The following is an 18,280-nucleotide window of genomic DNA, read 5'->3' as shown; positions in this document are numbered from 1 at the left end:
GAACTGATTTTAAATTAACGAGCTAACATCAGCTCAAGACGTGATCCTACGCGCTCTGCAATATCTGCAAGCTCGCCAACCCATTCAATGATTTTATATAAAAACATCACATCAATTGGATTTAACTCACCCTCTACATCACGTAGCTGGCGGCGTACTTTTATCTGCATTTCGTCCGTGTCTTGTTCTATGGCATCCAATTCAACTAACATTTTTTCTACTAAGGTGACTTCTCGACCTTTAAAACCCGTTTCTAGCAATTCTTCTAATTCGTTAATTGCTTTAGATGCTTGTTTAGTCGCATCTACACAACGGGTTAAGTAAGCTAAAAAGTCTGCTTGCATAACTTTTGGGATGGTCATTTCACGACCAATCACTCGTCCTGCAATATCTTTTGCTTTGTTGGCAATTTTATCTTGTTGAGTTACTAATTCGAGAAGATCTGTACGCTCTACCGGCATGAATAAACCACGTGGCAATTGTAAGCGTATATCTCTTTTCATATCATCAGCTTCACGTTCTAAATTGCGAATAGTGATGCGAAGCTCTTCAGCTTGTACCCACTCTTCTTTAAATACGTGATTAAAAAAAGGTATCAAAGCTTTACTTGCTTGATGAACCTTCTTGATGTGTTCTTCCATTGGTTTGATAGGAGATTTTGCAAATACTCCTAAAAACGCGTTTGTAGGCATAACTGACCCTTTAATCAAATTGATATGCTTTGCAGCATGAATTTTACAGTATTAACCAAGATTGTGAACGCTTTTTATTACTTCACTAAGGCTTGCAATGCACAAAGCGGCACTAAGCCGCTTTAATAAAAAAGAAAAATAGGTAAAAAATTATAGCGATTTTTCTATATCTTCTTGAGATGTATGACGAATATCTTTGCCATTTACAAAATAAATAATGTATTCCGCAATATTTTGACAGCGATCACCTATGCGCTCTAATGAACGAACAGACCAAACTAAGTCCATAATTTTAGGGATTGAGCGTGGATCTTCCATCATATAAGTCATTATTTGACGTGTGATAGCTTCATATTCACGGTCAACTTTTGCATCTTCTTTATGTACTTGAAATGCGCGCTGCACATCCATACGTGCAAATGCGTCTAGTACATCATGTAACATCTTTAGAACTTGGCGGCCCATATTCTCAATATTTACTAACAAGTCTTGTTGATCTTTAGTAAATGAGTCTAGTGCAACTTTAGCAATTCGCTCAGCTTCATCGCCAATACGTTCTAAATCTGCAATAGTTTTTGCAATTGCAATCACTAAACGTAAGTCACTTGCTGCAGGCTGACGACGAGCAATGATACGCGTACATTCTTCATCAATGCTGACTTCCATTGCATTTACTTTGTAATCGTTCTGACGTACCTTTTGAGCAAGCTCAGCATCGTTACGACTCACCGCATCAAGCGCGCTATTTAATTGCTGCTCAACTAAGCCACCCATACTCAATACATGGTTACGTACATTTTCTAGTTCTTGGTTGAAGCGCCCAGAAATATGCTTATTAATATTATGTTCCATAGTTACCTTCTCTCTTAATCTTGTACAACACGCTATAACGGGCTAATTAACCGTAACGACCGGTAATGTAATCTTCAGTCTTTTTCTTCGTTGGTGTAGTAAATAAGGTATTTGTGTCTGAGTATTCAATCAATTCGCCCATATACATAAAGGCTGTTTGATCAGATACACGCGCTGCTTGTTGCATGTTGTGTGTAACAATAACAACGGTAAATTTGTTTTTTAAATCGTTTATTAGCTCTTCGATTACCAAAGTAGAAATAGGGTCGAGTGCTGATGTTGGTTCATCAAGTAAAAGTACCTCAGGCTCAATTGCAATTGAGCGAGCTATAACTAAACGTTGTTGCTGACCACCCGATAAGCCAAACGCGCTATCGTGCAATCTATCTTTTACTTCATCCCACAAAGCAGCACCACGTAGTGATTGCTCTACTACTTCATCTAATTTACGTTTCTCTTTAATGCCTTGTAAGCGCAGGCCATAAACTACATTTTCATAAATTGATTTAGGAAATGGATTAGGGCGCTGAAACACCATGCCTACATTACGACGAAGTGCTGCTACATCTACGCTCTTATCGTAAATATTTTGACCATGGAGTAATATTTCACCTTCAATACGGCAAATATCAACCAAATCATTCATGCGATTAATACAACGCAGTAATGTTGATTTACCACACCCAGACGGCCCGATAAACGCAGTTACTTGGCCTTTAGGAATGTTCATATTAACTTTATTAAGCGCCTGCTTATCACCGTAGTAAAGATCGAGGTCTTTAATCTCTAGCGCTTTTTGATCATCCGTTAAATTTTCTAGGTCTAACTTTTGACCAATATTAGCTTGGTTTACTTGTGGAGCGACTGTAATCATTTTTGTTACCTATAAAATCTTTACTAATTAGTGTTCAAGCGATCTGAATTTTTCACGTAAATGGTTACGTATACCAATGGCCGTTATGTTTAGGGTAATAATCACCGACACCAATAAAAAGGCAGTGGCGTATACCAGCGGACGTGCCGCTTCAACATTAGGGCTTTGGAAGCCAACATCGTATATATGAAAGCCTAAGTGCATGAACTTTCTATCTAAGTGAAAATACGGGAAGTTACCATCAAGTGGTAATGTAGGGGCCATTTTTACAACGCCTACTAACATTAATGGTGCAACTTCACCTGCAGCACGCGCAACTGCCAGTATTAAACCAGTCATAATTGCAGGGCTTGCCATTGGAATAATTATGCGCCATAACGTTTCAACCTTTGTTGCGCCAAGCGCTAGTGAACCGTCACGTACGGTACTTGGAATACGAGATAAGCCTTCCTCAGTCGATACAATAACAACTGGCAAAGTTAATATAGCAAGCGTTAACGCCGACCACATTACACCTGGCGTACCAAATACTGGCGTTGGTGCCGCTTCAGGGTAAAATAATTGGTCTAAGCTACCACCTAACATGTATACAAAAAAGCCGAGGCCAAACACACCGTACACAATTGAAGGCACACCGGCCAAGTTAATCACCGCAATACGAATCATCTTAGTGACTGCATTTTTAGCGGCATACTCGTGTAAGTAAATTGCAGCAACAACACCAAACGGCGTCACTATTACAGCCATCAGCATAACCATAAACACAGTACCAAATATAGCAGGGAAAACACCGCCCTCTGTATTTGCTTCACGTGGGTCATCAGATACAAACTTACCTAGCTGCACAAAGTAGTGCCCTAGCTTTGCAAAAAAGCCCATATCATTTGGAAACCAAACATCAAGTACTTGATACATTGGAATCGTAACTACTTCACCGCGCATATCTTTTACAGTTACGTGGTCACGTTTAGCTTGTTTACGTAGTGCAAATAAATCTTTTTCAAGTACACCATACTGCGCACGTAATTCAGCACGCTCTTGAGCAAGCTCAGCAACACGTTCATCAGTGAGTGCGTTATCTAGTAAGTAGCCCTTTTCTTTTAAACGAAGACGCTCAAGCTCATAGTTAATATGCCCAATGTCACCATTTTGTAAATCAAGTGCTTCGTCGTTTAAATCCACGGCACGCTCTACAAGTTCATGTAGAGCTTCAATTTTATCGCCTTCGACTGGTTTACCATCTTTAATTACACTTTCAACATAACCATAAAAATTACCGTTTTTACTACGCTCAAATACAGCAAGCGTTGCAGGCGTTGTTTTATTTTTAATGTCGGTTTCTAATATCCAACGAAAGTCTAAATCTACATACTCACGATTACCTGTTTTAATAAGTAAGCGCTCTATTTCTTCTTTTTCAAATCCGCTAACGTCAATACCTGTCGCGGCTAAACGCGTTTTTGGTACTAATTCACGGTCATAAACTTCGCCAATAACGGTTTGTTTTGAAATTGACCCTTCAAGTTCAAACTGCACAACTTCTGAAGGCCAGAAAAAACTTAATCCTTTCCAGGCTATCATTGCTAATAAGCCTAGAACTGAAATTAAACTGATGCTCACTGCACCACCGGTCATCCAAATCCAAGGAGAACCAGACTTAAACCACTGCTTTACCATGTCATGTCTCTCCGCTTACATTGAGCTATATTTTTCACGCAGTTGCTGGCGAACAAACTCAGCGACTGTGTTAAAAATGAATGTGAATATGAATAGTACAAAGGCCGCTAAGAACAATATTCTGTAATGCGAACTACCTACTTCTGACTCAGGCATTTCAACTGCAATATTTGCTGCAAGCGTACGCATACCTTGGAAGATGCTCCAATCCATAATAGGTGTATTACCCGTTGCCATAAGTACAATCATGGTTTCGCCAACGGCGCGGCCAAGTCCCATCATTACCGCAGAGAAAATACCAGGGCTTGCTGTTAGTAATACAACACGTATTAGTGTTTGCCACTGCGTTGCACCTAATGCTAATGAGCCATTTGATAAATGCTTTGGAACACTAAATACGGCGTCTTCTGCAATTGAGAATATAGTTGGAATAACTGCAAACCCCATCGCAATACCTACAACCAGCGAGTTACGTTGATCGAATGTCATACCTAGCTCATTTGTTAAGTACTGACGTACATTGCCGTCAAACATCCAAAGCTCAACAAATTCACTCATCGCAAACGAAAACCAGCCAATAAGTAAAACGACCGGAATAAGGATAATTGAATGAGATCCTTCAGGAATTCGATGACGGATTTTGGTTGGTAATTTAGTCCAAGCTAAACCTGTCGCTAACATACCTAAAGGTAATAATATGAGTAACCCAACAATTGCAGGTAAGTGCTCTTCTATCAAAGGAGCTAACCAAAGACCGGCTAAAAAACCTAAAATAACGGTTGGTAATGCTTCCATTATTTCAACAGTAGGCTTAACTACCTTACGTAATTTACTCGACATAAAGTATGCCGTGTAAATTGCCGCCGAAAGCGCAATAGGCACTGCAAATAACATCGCATAAAGGGCTGCTTTTAATGTACCGAACGAAATTGGCACTAATGAAAACTTAGATTCAAAGTCATCACTGGCTGATGTTGACTGCCATATATAACCTGGCTCTGGGTAACCTTCGTACCACACTTCTTGCCAAAGCGCTGACCAAGTGACTTCTGGATGCTCGTTATGTATTTCTAATACTGTTAGTTTGTTATCCGCCAAAATTAATGCAGCATTTGAACGCGGTGAAATTGCAAAGTTTTGTATTGCGCCTTCACTTACTTTACCTTGCCATAATTTTGCTTCGCTAGTTGTGTAGTACACCCCAAGCTCACCGTTACTGCTGGTCGTAAAAAAAGTACGACGGTAGAACTCTGTAAATACATTTAATTTACTTTGCTTAGTCGTTTCAAATGAACGTATTTTTTCATATTCGCGGCCAGTGTCAGTGTTAACTTCAAACCACTGCGAAACTTCGCCGTTATCATTGGCAAGCATTAATGAGTTTGCACCTGCTAGTAATTGTGCAGATACAATATTGGCATTTTCTTCGTTAGCTGAAAGTAGCTGAATTTGCTCTACATCACTTGGGTCACGTGTATCGTATACGTAAACTTGATTAGCAGAACGTACAAAAGTACGGGTTGTATCTGGCGACATTAATAGCTCATCTACACGCCCTTCAACATCTAGCTCTGTGCGCTCAACAACCCACTCAACTTCGCCAGTAAACATATTCTCTTCAGCAACAAAACTGCTAAACAGCACCCGTTTGTCTTCTGTAAGTGCGACAACAGCTGTTCTGTCTTCATAGTGGCTAAATGCAAAGCGTTTAATAGCTGAGCCTTGTTCATCTACTTCCAAAGCCATTTCCCCAAGAGGAAAGTCTAAACGAGGCGTTAATTTACGCTCATTATTAGGAAAGGTGACCAAAAATTTAGGTGCTACGACCATTACAGTGCCATCTTTTAAACCAAACGCATAATACCCTTGAAAAGGCGCGCTAGTTGCAAAGCTTGTTGCATCACTTGGTAGCTCGGCGTTTAATGTTTTAAGCTTTTTACCAAAGCTGCCATCTTGCACACTGTAAAAATCAACCTGACCTTGCTGACTGAGTAAATAAGCAACTTCAGTTTGCTCTTCTACACCTAGGCCTGCTATTTGCTGCGAATTAGCGACCTGAAAGCTATCGCGTTTTTCTACTTTTGCTGATTCAAAAATTGGCTGTACTACATAAAGAAGGTAAAAGAAAATTAATAGCAGTGCTACCAATACCATTATCCCACCTGCGGTTATACCAAATTTGGCAAACCGATCTTTAAATAGACGGCTTCGATCCGTATTAAAAGTCGGTTTATTCGGATTTGAAGTCATCAAAACACCCTTAAATCTTAACGTTCTATAAATTATATTTCATCAAGATGACAGTAATGTTACAGCAGTAATAATAAGCACGTTAAAACGGTTTTAAATAAAACTAGCGAAGAAAATCGCTAAATAAGTCTCATATAGATGATTTTTAAGTGAACTAAATTATAAAATAATTGGACAAAGCATTTATCGAGGTCAATACTAAAAGAGTACTTACTAAATAAGAATGACTATTAATACCGCGTATAGTCAACACAACCACATTCAATTTTATTATTTTAAAATCAACGATTTATAAAAGTGCAACAATACACAATTTAGATTAGACAATACACTTAATGCCTATGCATTTACTTTCTTTGGGCTTAAAAAGAGAATTATTTATGAAGCAGTTGGTTATAACTATTTTAGGGCAAGATCGCCCTGGTTTAGTAGAGAGTATCTCATCCGTCGTGTTACAAAATCATGGCAACTGGCTAAGCAGTAACTTAAGCCATTTATTAGGTCATTTTGCAGGTATTATTCAACTTGAAGTTGCTGAGGAGCACTTTCAATCACTACAAAGCGCTTTAAATAAGTTACCTAAGTTAGACGTTCGAATTGAAACCGGAAACACAGAAATTGAACCATCAACATTAGAACAAATCAATCTGGTTATAACAGGTAACGATCGCCCAGGTATTGTTCAAGAGTTGGCGAGTGTAATACGCCACAAAGGCGCTAACATTACTCATTTAAATTCAAGGCAGCAAAGTGCGCCTAATTGGGGGGTGCCTATTTTTAGCGCTGTTGCTACCGTTACTTTACCCAATGGTATGAATAAAGACGAAGTCATTGAAGCATTGGAATCAATAACAAGTGATTTAATTGTAGATACAGAAGAAATTTGATCTCCCTAGGTGCGTGCCACACTGTTGACACGCATATTATTTTAGCCAGTTTATCAAAGCCCTCTGCGGGTTATTTAACGCAGACATAAAATAAGCCGATGCAAGCATCGGCTATTTTGAATAGTTATCTTATAAAGCTACATATCCATATGACGATTCGTACTTTGCATCATTTGCTTTATACCTTGCTTTTCCAGCTCTAGTATTTGTTGCAGCTTTTCTTGGCCACTTTGAGTTTCAGCGCGCTCAAGTAAGTATTCGTATAATTCAATTACCTTTTGATGCTGCTCTGATAAATAAGCTTGAATAACTTTCTCATCAAATTGCTGGTCTTTACTAATGTCTTCGAAAGTAATTAGCTCAGGATTTTTAGCAAAGTATTCATAACAGTACGTATCGAGCGTATTTATTTCGGTTATCGCTTTAAACCCGACTAAATCTTCAGCGAGTTTTTTTTCGTAATTTAGGTAGTAGTCCACCAGCATTGCATTATGTTCATCGAGTAAATCCTTTACGCTATGAAAATTAGCCGCCATTTGCGTATGAAACAAAACGGTCCAATCGTATACCTCTTTAATTGTTTTAACTTGCATGTGCATTCCTTACTTAGTTGACTGTATAGGTACTACACTGCGTAAAGCGTGCCAATTAAAAAACCATTTAAAAACAGAAGGTTAATTTTAAAATGGATATTAGTTAGCAATTTAATAGAATAACTTACAAATTATAGGTAATTTTTATAGAGCAATGCGTGGGTAGTAACCGCACTGCTCTATCGTCTTGTTGCTTTATATTATTTAAGTCCTTGTTTGCGCCACAGTAGGTAAACCGCAGGAATAACAAGTAAGGTGAGTACAATTGCACTGCCCATACCGCCAACCATAGGTGCAGCTATTCGACTCATTACTTCGCTTCCGGTGCCTGTGCCATACAGCACAGGTAGCAAGCCAATAATAATTGTCGCGACAGTCATCATAACCGGGCGTACTCGAAGCCCTGCACCTTCAATAATAGCTTGCTGTAATTGCACTAAACTAAGTGGCTTATCTGCCTGCTCTGCTTCGATGCATTTTTCTTGATAGGCCTGGTTTAAATACACCAACATAATGACCCCAATTTCTACCGCTACCCCAGCTAAGGCAATAAAACCTACACCCACTGCAACTGAAAAGTTAAAGCCCTCTAAATACATTAGCCATACGCCACCAATCATTGCCAGTGGCAACGTAGCCATAATAATAGTGACCTCAGCAAAGCTTCTAAAATTAAGATAAAGCAACACAATAATAATCGCTAATGTAAGTGGTAATACATAAGTCAGTTTGTCTTTAGCGCGCTGCATGTATTCATACTGCCCAGCCCACGTAATTGAGTAGCCAGCAGGTAGTATTAGGTCCTTATCGAGCACTTGCTGAGCGTGCTCAACGTAAGTACCAATATCAACGCCATCTATATCAATAAAACTCCAACCGTTTAAACGTGCATTTTCGCTTTTTATACCAGGCGGTCCATCTTCAATAAATACATTGGCTACATCACCAAGTGCTATACGCTGCCCTGTAGGCGTTACAATGGGTAACAGCATTAGCTCTTCTGGCGAGTCTCTGTATGCTTGCGGGTAACGCAAATTAACTGGGTAGCGCTCTTGCCCTTCTACGGTTTGAGTTACGTTTGTACCACCAATTGCAGTAGATACAACTTGCTGTATGTCGCTAATATTTAAGCTATAGCGCGCGGCTTTTTCACGATTTATATCTACTTTTATATAACGTCCACCGGCTACTCGCTCTGAGTAAACCGATGCAGTGCCTTGCACATCTTTCAATAACACTTCTATTTGTTGACCAATTTTTTGAATTTCACTCAACTTTGGTCCCGCAACTTTAATACCCACAGGGGTTTTAATACCGGTCGCGAGCATATCAATACGTGTTTTAATTGGCATTACCCACGCGTTCGTCAACCCCGGAAACTTAACCAAACCGTCGAGTTCTTTTTTAAGTTTTTCAAGCGTCATACCCTCGCGCCATTCGTTTTTTGGTTTTAGCTGAATAAACGTCTCTATCATTGTAAGCGGCGCAGGATCTGTTGCAGTTTCTGCTCGCCCAACTTTACCAAATACTGTTTTAACCTCAGGTACTGTGGCAATTAGCTTGTCGGTTTGCTGTAGTATTTCGCGCGCTTTACCTACCGATAAACCAGGATACGTTGTGGGCATATACATTAAGTCGCCCTCATCAAGTGGCGGAATAAATTCACTGCCTATTTTGTTTACCGGGTAAAAGCCAATAACAGAAACAACCACCGCGAGTACCAATGTCATTTTTGGAAATTTAAGCACCCAGTTAAGTAGTGGGCGATACGCTGCGACGAGTAATCGGTTAACTGGATTTTTTTGCTCCGAAATAACTTTACCTCTAATAAAGTAACCCATTAATACCGGCACTAAGGTAATTGCAAGCCCAGCAGACGCCGCCATAGCATAGGTTTTAGTGTAAGCCAGTGGCGCAAACATACGTCCTTCTTGCGCTTCTAAAATAAATACCGGCATAAAGCTGACGGTAATAATTAATAAACTAAAAAATAATGCAGGACCCACTTCACTCGCCGATTTAGCCACAACTTCCCAGCGGTTTTCGTTGGTAAGTGGCGTTTTTTCCATATGTTTGTGCATATTTTCAATCATGACGATAGCGCCGTCGGTCATTGCGCCTATCGCTATTGCAATTCCCCCTAAAGACATAATGTTGGCGTTAATCCCCTGCCAATACATAATTATAAATGCCGTTAAAATCCCAAGCGGTAACGTAATAATCGCCACCAATGATGAGCGCACATGAAACAAAAACACCACACACACTAAAGCAACTACAATCAGCTCTTCAATTAGCTTACTTGTTAGATTATCTACTGCGTTATTTATTAAGTTGGAGCGATCGTACACAGGGACTATTTCAACGCCCTCTGGTAATCCCTTTTTAAGCGATTCTAATTTTGCTTTTACCAGCTCAATGGTTTTTTGTGCATTTTCGCCATAGCGCATAATAACGATGCCGCCGGTTACTTCGCCTTCGCCATTAAGCTCTGCAATACCACGGCGCATTTGCGGCCCGACTCTAATATCGGCTACATCACGCAATTGCAGCGCAGTACCATTAGCGTTTACACCAAGCGGAATAGCTTCTAGGTCGGCAACACTTTTAATGTAGCCTGTGCTTGTTACCATGTATTCAGCTTCAGCCATTTCAACTACCGAGGCGCCCATCTCTTGGTTGCCTTGTTGAATCGCCGTTTGAATAAGGCTAAGCGGGATACCATATGCACGTAATTTATCAGGCTCTACATTGACTTGGTATTGCTTAACCATGCCACCAACAGAAGCCACTTCAGATACACCGGGCACAGTTTGTAGCTCAAACTTTAAAAACCAATCTTGTAAGCTTCGTAGCTGACTAATATCGTGTTTATTTGTTTTATCAATTAGTGCGTATAAGTAAATCCAACCTACGCCTGTTGCATCAGGGCCAAGCTCTGGCGTAGCGCTATCGGGCAATCGGTTTGCTGCTTGGCTTAGGTATTCTTGTACTCGGCTACGCGCCCAATACAAATCAGTTTTTTCGTCAAAAATAACGTAAACGTACGAGTCACCAAAAAACGAAAAACCCCTTACAGTTTGTGCACCCGGCACAGAAAGCATTGCAGTGGTGAGCGGAAATGTAACTTGGTCTTGCACTACTTGCGGCGCTTGCCCCGGGTAAGTAGTTTTTATAATGACCTGAACATCAGATAAGTCAGGTAAGGCATCCACGGGCGTATTTTTTAGTGCAAACAATCCTCCACCCAGTAAAATTAATGTAAGCAACAACACAAAAAAGCGATTGCCAACAGACCAACGAATAATGGCAGTTATCATAATGGCTCCTAGTGAGAACTGTGTTGCATAGGTTGCATAGTTTGCATAGTTTGCATAGTAGAATGATCAATCGGCTCTGCGTTTTGCGCGTTAGTAATTACAAATTCATCATTAATAATGCTAAAAGTAAAATTAATATACTGGGCATTTTCAAACTTGGTAATATCAATATCTGGCGCTAATACAAAGTCCATTGTGGCGGGTTCTCGATTCCATTTTTCAATGGCCTCTCGACTAATATTAATAATGCGATTTTGTGTATCTATGGCATTAATAGTGCCGTTAACCGTGGCGCTTTGTGGCTGTATATCCATGTTCATATTTGAGTCTGAACCAGAATCCGAACTCATACCTGAGCTAATGCTAGAACTAGGCATTTCCATTCGTTTAAAGTCGGAGCTCTTACTTGACTCAGAATCTATTAAAAATTGCGCTGAGGTCACTACCGTGTCACCTGTCATTACACCTGACAAAATGACCGCTTCATTACTATTAATTTGCCCAACTTCGACTTCTACCGATTTAAAACGACCCTCACCTAATGCAATAACTACTCGGTTTTGATGCTGCGTGCGAATTACCGCTTCTTTTGGTACTGTAAATTGCGCCTTACTCGCTTTAGCGTGAATGCTCACTTGTGCAAACATATTTGGTTTTAACCGATGATCTGCATTTTCAAACCTAAGCCTTACACGCAAAGTTCGGTTTTTAGCATCAAGCGCGGGGTAAATGTAATCAACCTTACCTTCCCACTTTTGACCTTTTAAGTAATCAAGCGTCATTGTAACGGGCAAGCCCACGCTCACTTGTTCTGATTGGCGCTCGAATACTTCTGCCTCTACCCAAATTTCATCAAGCTGAGCAATACTCATCATTGATGTGCCTGGTTTAACGTAAAAGCCCTCTCGTACTGTTAGCTCATCTACCACACCACTTTGCTTTGCGTAAAAAGTAATATTTTGCATTATCTTTTTATTTTTTTGTAAGCGCTCGATAAATCCATCAGACACATTTAACGACTCTAAACGCGCCTTTGCAGCGCGAATTAACACGGTATTATTACGATTAACCGCCAGTAAAAGCTCTTCCTGTGCATTCACCAATTGTGGTGAATACAATGTATATAAAGGCTCACCGGCTTTAACTTGTGCACCTTGCGCTTTAACGTACAAGCTTTCAATCCAGCCCTCTACACGCGGATGAATGTGAATAAGTTGGTCTTGGTTATATTGCACATAACCCACAGTATTTATATCGCTGTGAAGTGTTTTAAGCTCTACTTTGGCGGTTCTTACACCTAAGTTATTAATGACTGCAGGCGAAATAGTTACTGCACCTGGTCCATCCTGAGCGTTGCTATCGTTTTCATATACAGGGACTAAATCCATTCCCATTGGCGACAGCCCTGGCGCGTCACGCCTGTAATTACTATCCATAGGGGCTACCCAATATAAGGGCTGTTTTTCAGCACTTTGCTGTTCATGCATCGCCGAGCTGCTAGGTAAAAACTGCATCACTAAGGCGCCAATTAACGCAAATGCGCCCGCACCAACTAAGGCAGCAACAAGTAACTTTAAATTAGTATTCATTATGTAATTCTCCAGTTTGCTCGCTCATTACTTGGGGGTCTAAGCTACTTGCATAATAATTAAGGCGAGCGGTAATAATATGCTGATCTACTTGAATATTAAGCGCGTCTATTTTGGCGTTAAGTTCACTAATACGCGCGCGCATCACGTCAGAAAAATCCCCATCGTCGCGCGTATAAGCATTAAGTGTTGCTTGAGATTGCTCTGACATTTGCGGTAATAACGTATTTTGATAAAGCGCATCGCGTTTTTGCAAACGAGCGAGTTGGCTAAACTCCTTAAAGTACATGCCTTTGAGTTTTTGAAGCGCCACCAGCTTTTGTGTTTTAGTAGCTTCTGCACTAGCAATAGCCGATTTAACCTTTTGATCTTGTCTGTTATCAGTAAACAATGGCAAATCAATGCTAAATCCTACTGAAAGTAAATCAGCTCGCGACTCCCCCATAGGCGTATCATCTCGATAACCATAACCCACATTAACGCCCATTTGAGGTTTGTAACTTTGCTTGGCGAGTGCAACTTCGGTTTGCTTTGCGGTGGCGGTTTTGTCTATCGCAATAATTGCGGGATGCGCCATAAGCAACTGTATTAATTTATCAAATTCAAGGTTTGCAAAATCAACCAGCCCTGTGGTTTTAGTAAATTCGGCATTTAAAGGCTGCATAAGCATATTCATAGGTAACCACTGTGCTAAACGGTTTTTAGCACTTTCAAATTGCTGCTCAAGCATAACCAGCTTATCTTCAAGGCGAGTGAGCTCTAATTGCGCACGAATAATATCTTGCTGGCGTGTTTTACCTAAGGTACTTGCGTAGCTTGCTTCGGTAACTTCAATAAGCTGAGTAAATAGCCCTTTATCTTGCTCAATTAAAGCAATACTTCGCTGAGCACGATACGCGTTTAACCACGACTCAATCACAATTGCTTTTACTTGTGCTAAGCGATCGGCGCGCTGCCAAGGGTATTGTTGAGCAGACTGAGCTAATGCCTTTTGTTTAAGCGCTAAACTATTCCCTCGGCTAAACTTTTGGCTCAAATCGACTTTAAGCTGCGTCATCCCTTCTTGATCAAACGCATAACCGTTAGTAGGTAAGTTAAGTAAGCCAACCGTTAAAACAGGATCGGGTAAGGTGCCTGCGGCAATACTTTGTGCTATTGCGGCATCTTCTTGGTAGCCACTCGCTTTTAGCCATGGCTCATGCGTTAGTGCATAATTAAGCGCTTGCGTTAAGCTAAGCGTTTGCTCATTGCGGGCTTGCTTTAGCGTATCGATATTTAGGTTATTTGAATTGTTTTGCGCATTAACAGCTGTGCTAAAAAACACAACACTACATAATACGGCTTTAATACTTACAGCGTGGTTCATCACCTGCTCCATCTAAAAATAAAAGAAATTCTTAAATTAGGAAGCAAAAAAGGTGTTTAGGAGTTTTACAAAAACCTTTTATATCAATTGCATTGAATTAATGATCTATTATTGCGGTAGGAAAATTGCTCTATAACAAGGAAAAAATTACGCAGTATAGTTGCTTTATATAAGTAATTTTTAACGCAGTTAGAGAGGTATTTAGTTCCTAGAATGAGCATGTTTTCAATAAAATTGATATTACACCTATCCTGCTATTAAGCAGACATAGGAGGGCGGTAAAGTGAACGAGGTATATTAATTTGTGTAGTAAATACACTTATATTTACTTTTTCAGATTCAAATAAAGTAACGCTAAATAAAGTATCAACATTAAGCATTGAATTAGCAGCGCAGCCACTGATAGGGCATTTGCAATCATTTTGTGGCGTACTTTCGTCGTCGCAACAATCCATCTGCATCATATTTTCAGACATGCTAGCAACAGCTGTTGCATCACTACTGTGTGTCATTGGCATTTGGGCATGCGTTGCTGTTTTCGTTGGCAAATGTGGCATTTCGCATACCATAGCTACAGACGCAACTGCCTGACCCACAAAAGTGAGCAGTAAAGTTATCATGAGTAAACTAGAGTAAAAACGTTGCAACATTATGCCTTTTAATAAATTTTAAAATGATTGTAAGATAACCTAACGGCAACCACAAATACTTTAATTATGTAGACTGCGGTTTATCAGGTGTTTTAATTAAGTTACTCGCGATAATTGCAAATATACAATATGCGCTAAAATACCAAAAACCCTCACCAAATTGTGCATTCATAACAAGTAGCTCACCACTTTTACCATGAGCGTTACCTGCTAGGTAAGTCACTATTAATGCAATAACAAATACATCAACCATGCTCCACTTACTTAATGCACAAATAACCAGACCGAGCTTTTGCTTCAACCCATTCAAAGGCAGGCAACAATAAAGCAATTGTAATAGCAGCTTCAAGCTTGGAATAACAATAGAAAACAACCCCACTAAAGCAGCTACAAATAAATTATTATTGCTAGAAAGCTCTTGAACTGTGCCTAAAATACTTTGTGTTTTGTTATAGGCGCTAATCTCGCCCTCTAACTTATCAAGCCCTAGCATATTCGAGAACATCATTAGCATGCTACGAGTCCGACCATCACCCTCTTCAGCAAGCATTTCAATGCCCGCTTGCGCTAATTTTGATTTATCTATGTTGCCCTCTATTGTTAATACTGGTTTTGTAATACCAGGAAACAATAAACAAAGAGCAACCACTACACTTATAACCGACAACCAATTACGCATATTTATTCTGCTATTGCCTCAATAATGTCATCACTGTATAAAACAGCATCCAATAAAAAATTAAATATATCGCCAATATGCAGCTCTGAGTTTATGTTGGCCAAATGGACCATAGCTTCATCTATATTATCTAATTCAAACTCTTTTATAAGCGATAAACAGTTCCCTAAAATGCCGCTCTCTAATAGTAACGCATCAGATATTGCAGCATCTAAAGTAAACTCTTTAACTATGTCTTTTAAATCAGCATCTAAAATAGCATCAAGCACCGAGAACAACCCCACCAGATACCCTTGCTCGGTCAACTCTTTATTATTTTGCTCCAATATTAGCGACATAAATTGAGCCCGCGTTAAAGCAAGCTTAGTTAATTCGGTTGGTTTTTCGACCCCCAACTCACTAATTGCTAATACGCGAACAAATTGTCTTATTGTGTCCTCACCTAAATAAATAACCGCTTGTGAAATAGACGTAATGACTAAATTTGTTTTGCCTGAACGCGCGTTAGCTAGCTTTAAAACCCTCGCTGTTATGGCTACATCTCTGGCCACTCGTTGATGAACTTCTTTAAAGCAAAGTGTTTCTTTTGCTGTAAAACGTAATAGATCAAAAACGGTTAGCTTTGAAGGCTCTACACCTTTATACGTAATCATTTCTGGGCGAGAAAAAAAGAACCCTTGAAATAAATCGCAGCCAGCCAATTTTAATACATTAAATTGTTCATGCGTCTCTATTCGTTCAACAATTATTTTTGCATGTGGATTTGCGCGTTTTATTTTTTTAATGCGCATATTGGTTTTAATAACCGGATCATCTATCTCAATTTTTATGTAATCAACATGTGCTAACAGTGGCTCCCATTTTGGATCGCCATCGTAATCATCAAGTGCAAAAACATAGCCTTCTTTTTTAAGTTCTTGCACACGCTCAGCCACCGCAGGAATATTACCCGTGCGCTCCACTATTTCAATAACACTATTTTCTGGCAATAAAAGTTTGGGGAAGTTATCGAGAATAGTTTCTGATGACAAGTTTATAAAAGCTAAATGGTGTGCGGTAAGTCTATCTAAACCAACCAACATTAAAGCATTAAAAAATAGGCGGCTTGTCGCATGGACATCAGAAGTGCCTGCAGGAAACGCATTATTGGCTGAGTCTCTATAAAGCAATTCGTACGAGAAAACATTCTGGTCTATATCAAAAATAGGTTGCCGCGCAACAAACTGAGTTATTTTTTGTACTTCATCAGGTATGTTATGTAATTTCACTTGGCTCTAAACCTATAAATAAAAGATGGCAAAACAGCCAATAATATGTGTACTTTAATGCAACACGCATAAGATAAATATAGTCGTCATTGCAAAAACGTTAAAATTACACAACACTAGTATAAAATATTAATATAAAAGGTAGAGATTTGACTAACTTTATTCGGTTATTAGTACTGAGCCCTCTGCTATTTGTATTTTTTAGCTATGCCAGCATTAATCCTACTCCCCTCAAATATAATGTTAGCGCGTCAGGGAGTCATTATCCATATTATACAAATGATCCAGAAAAGCCTGGCATATTACCCGAAATTATTGAAAAAGTACTCGATGATGCCAATATTGCAGCTTCTCATATCGACCTACCTACAAAGCGTATTACCAAATATTTACAAGATGAAATAATCGATTTTGATGTTATTTCATTAGAATGGCTCTCAAAGAGTGAGAGAAATGACCCTCGTTATGTTTTTTCAGAGCCGCTTATTTATGCCACAGAAATGATTGTTACCTTGCCTAAAAATGCCCAGCATTGGCAAAGCGCTGATAGCTTGAAGGGTAAAAATATAGGAACGGTACTAGGTTACTATTACTTTAATGACAACACCTTTGAGCGTGTTGACTTTCCATCCGAAAAAGAACTTATGACAGCCCTATCAAGAAACCGTGTAGAAGCTGCACTAGTAGGTAAGTTAACTGCGCTCTATTGGGCAAAGCAGTTAGGGATAAACATTGCCTTTGGCGCACAGCATTCCCATGGTTTTTTAAGAATTCGCTTATTGAGCAAACACAAAGAATTATTGTCCCAGATAAACCTAGCAATTAAAAACCTTCACGCTCAAGGATATATAAAAACTATTGAAGATAAGTATATGAGTAATATACCCACACAAAATTAAGGGACTAATGGCGCAGAGCTCGTGTTTTGGAGTACAATAGCAGCAAATGTTAACTCGACCAGAATCAGAAAGAGCCCCATGAGTATTGAAAAAGCCTTAATCGAACGTAGTAATAATCAATGTGAATTGTGTGCAGCCACCGAGAACTTATCTGTTTATGAAGTACCACCGGTAACTGAAACCCACTCAGATAAATGTATTTACACGTGTCAAACATGTAAAGATCAAATCGAGAATAACAGCGAAATAACGCCTACACATTGGCACTGTTTAAACGATAGCATGTGGAGCCAAACACCTGCAGTACAAGTTGTAGCTTACAGAATGCTTTCGCGTTTAGCGCCTGATAATGGCTGGGCACAAGATGCGCTAGACATGATTTACCTTGAAGAAGACACGCTAACGTGGGCTAAAAAAGCACTTGCTGAAGATGACGATTTAAAGCATGTAGATAGCAACGGTGTAGTACTTCAAGCAGGCGATACTGTTACCCTAATTAAAGACTTAGACGTTAAAGGTAGTAGCCTTACAGCTAAACGCGGAACAGCTGTTCGTAATATTGGCCTAACCAGCAACCCTGAACATATTGAAGGGCGAGTTGACGGCCAGCGCATAGTTATTTTAACTAAGTTTGTTAAAAAATAATCGTTTGTTTTTAATTATTAAAGGCGCTAATGCGCCTTT

General features: G+C 39.6%; 15 protein-coding genes. 3 read left to right on the top strand and 12 right to left on the bottom strand.

Annotated elements, in window-relative coordinates; genetic code table 11:
• Window positions 1-14 precede the first annotated feature (14 nt).
• The 5 genes from H5159_RS10530 to H5159_RS10510 form a co-directional block, all read right to left on the bottom strand.
• Window positions 15-692 carry a TIGR00153 family protein gene (locus H5159_RS10530; protein ID WP_002957838.1) on the bottom strand — a complete coding sequence of 226 codons (678 nt, stop codon included), beginning with the start codon at window positions 690-692 and terminating at the stop codon, window positions 15-17.
• Window positions 693-842: 150 nt separating this feature from the next.
• Window positions 843-1,544 carry a phosphate signaling complex protein PhoU gene (gene phoU / locus H5159_RS10525; RefSeq protein WP_007586465.1) on the bottom strand — a complete coding sequence of 234 codons (702 nt, stop codon included), beginning with the start codon at window positions 1,542-1,544 and terminating at the stop codon, window positions 843-845.
• 46 nt (window positions 1,545-1,590) lie between these two features.
• On the bottom strand, window positions 1,591-2,418 hold the full coding sequence (gene pstB, locus H5159_RS10520; protein ID WP_002957840.1) for a phosphate ABC transporter ATP-binding protein PstB: 828 nt from the start codon (window positions 2,416-2,418) through the stop codon (window positions 1,591-1,593).
• Window positions 2,419-2,445: 27 nt separating this feature from the next.
• A complete protein-coding gene (gene pstA / locus H5159_RS10515) occupies window positions 2,446-4,095 on the bottom strand; it encodes a phosphate ABC transporter permease PstA (RefSeq protein ID WP_002957841.1) in 1,650 nt (549 codons plus the stop codon).
• Window positions 4,096-4,110: 15 nt separating this feature from the next.
• Window positions 4,111-6,345 (bottom strand): ABC transporter permease subunit, encoded by a 2,235-nt coding sequence (locus tag H5159_RS10510; RefSeq protein WP_024597535.1) that lies wholly within the window; start codon window positions 6,343-6,345, stop codon window positions 4,111-4,113.
• A 380-nt stretch (window positions 6,346-6,725) separates the two neighbouring features.
• On the opposite strand from H5159_RS10510, the gene H5159_RS10505 reads away from it, so the two are divergent.
• Entirely contained in the window at window positions 6,726-7,232 is a 507-nt protein-coding gene (locus H5159_RS10505) for a glycine cleavage system protein R (protein ID WP_182780258.1), read from the top strand.
• 137 nt (window positions 7,233-7,369) lie between these two features.
• On the opposite strand, the gene H5159_RS10500 is transcribed toward H5159_RS10505, so the two are convergent.
• The 7 genes from H5159_RS10500 to H5159_RS10470 form a co-directional block, all read right to left on the bottom strand.
• On the bottom strand, window positions 7,370-7,825 hold the full coding sequence (locus tag H5159_RS10500) for a hypothetical protein (protein WP_002957844.1): 456 nt from the start codon (window positions 7,823-7,825) through the stop codon (window positions 7,370-7,372).
• A gap of 200 nt (window positions 7,826-8,025) precedes the next feature.
• Window positions 8,026-11,145: an efflux RND transporter permease subunit gene (locus H5159_RS10495; protein WP_182780257.1), complete on the bottom strand. Its 3,120-nt coding sequence runs from the start codon at window positions 11,143-11,145 to the stop codon at window positions 8,026-8,028.
• An 8-nt stretch (window positions 11,146-11,153) separates the two neighbouring features.
• Window positions 11,154-12,734: an efflux RND transporter periplasmic adaptor subunit gene (locus H5159_RS10490; RefSeq protein ID WP_182780256.1), complete on the bottom strand. Its 1,581-nt coding sequence runs from the start codon at window positions 12,732-12,734 to the stop codon at window positions 11,154-11,156.
• A complete protein-coding gene (locus H5159_RS10485; RefSeq protein WP_182780255.1) occupies window positions 12,724-14,100 on the bottom strand; it encodes a TolC family protein in 1,377 nt (458 codons plus the stop codon). Before H5159_RS10485 ends, H5159_RS10490 begins: the two co-directional genes overlap by 11 nt.
• A 257-nt stretch (window positions 14,101-14,357) precedes the next feature.
• Window positions 14,358-14,720 (bottom strand): hypothetical protein, encoded by a 363-nt coding sequence (locus tag H5159_RS10480; protein WP_310736024.1) that lies wholly within the window; start codon window positions 14,718-14,720, stop codon window positions 14,358-14,360.
• 94 nt (window positions 14,721-14,814) lie between these two features.
• Entirely contained in the window at window positions 14,815-15,429 is a 615-nt protein-coding gene (locus H5159_RS10475) for a paraquat-inducible protein A (RefSeq protein WP_182695511.1), read from the bottom strand.
• Window positions 15,430-15,431: 2 nt separating this feature from the next.
• Entirely contained in the window at window positions 15,432-16,697 is a 1,266-nt protein-coding gene (locus tag H5159_RS10470; protein ID WP_182780254.1) for an EAL domain-containing protein, read from the bottom strand.
• A gap of 149 nt (window positions 16,698-16,846) precedes the next feature.
• On the opposite strand from H5159_RS10470, the gene H5159_RS10465 reads away from it, so the two are divergent.
• The gene (locus H5159_RS10465; RefSeq protein ID WP_182780253.1) at window positions 16,847-17,596 is read left to right on the top strand and encodes an ABC transporter substrate-binding protein; all 750 of its coding nucleotides are present in this window, start codon (window positions 16,847-16,849) and stop codon (window positions 17,594-17,596) included.
• Window positions 17,597-17,674: 78 nt separating this feature from the next.
• Entirely contained in the window at window positions 17,675-18,241 is a 567-nt protein-coding gene (locus tag H5159_RS10460; RefSeq protein WP_007586451.1) for a PhnA domain-containing protein, read from the top strand.
• The last annotated feature ends 39 nt before the right edge of the window (window positions 18,242-18,280 follow it).

The sequence above is a fragment of the Pseudoalteromonas sp. SG43-1 genome (assembly GCF_014164415.1).
Classification (GTDB): domain Bacteria; phylum Pseudomonadota; class Gammaproteobacteria; order Enterobacterales; family Alteromonadaceae; genus Pseudoalteromonas; species Pseudoalteromonas distincta.
The sequence above is the reverse complement of the archived record's forward strand: the minus strand, read 5'-3'. Positions and strand labels throughout refer to the sequence as shown.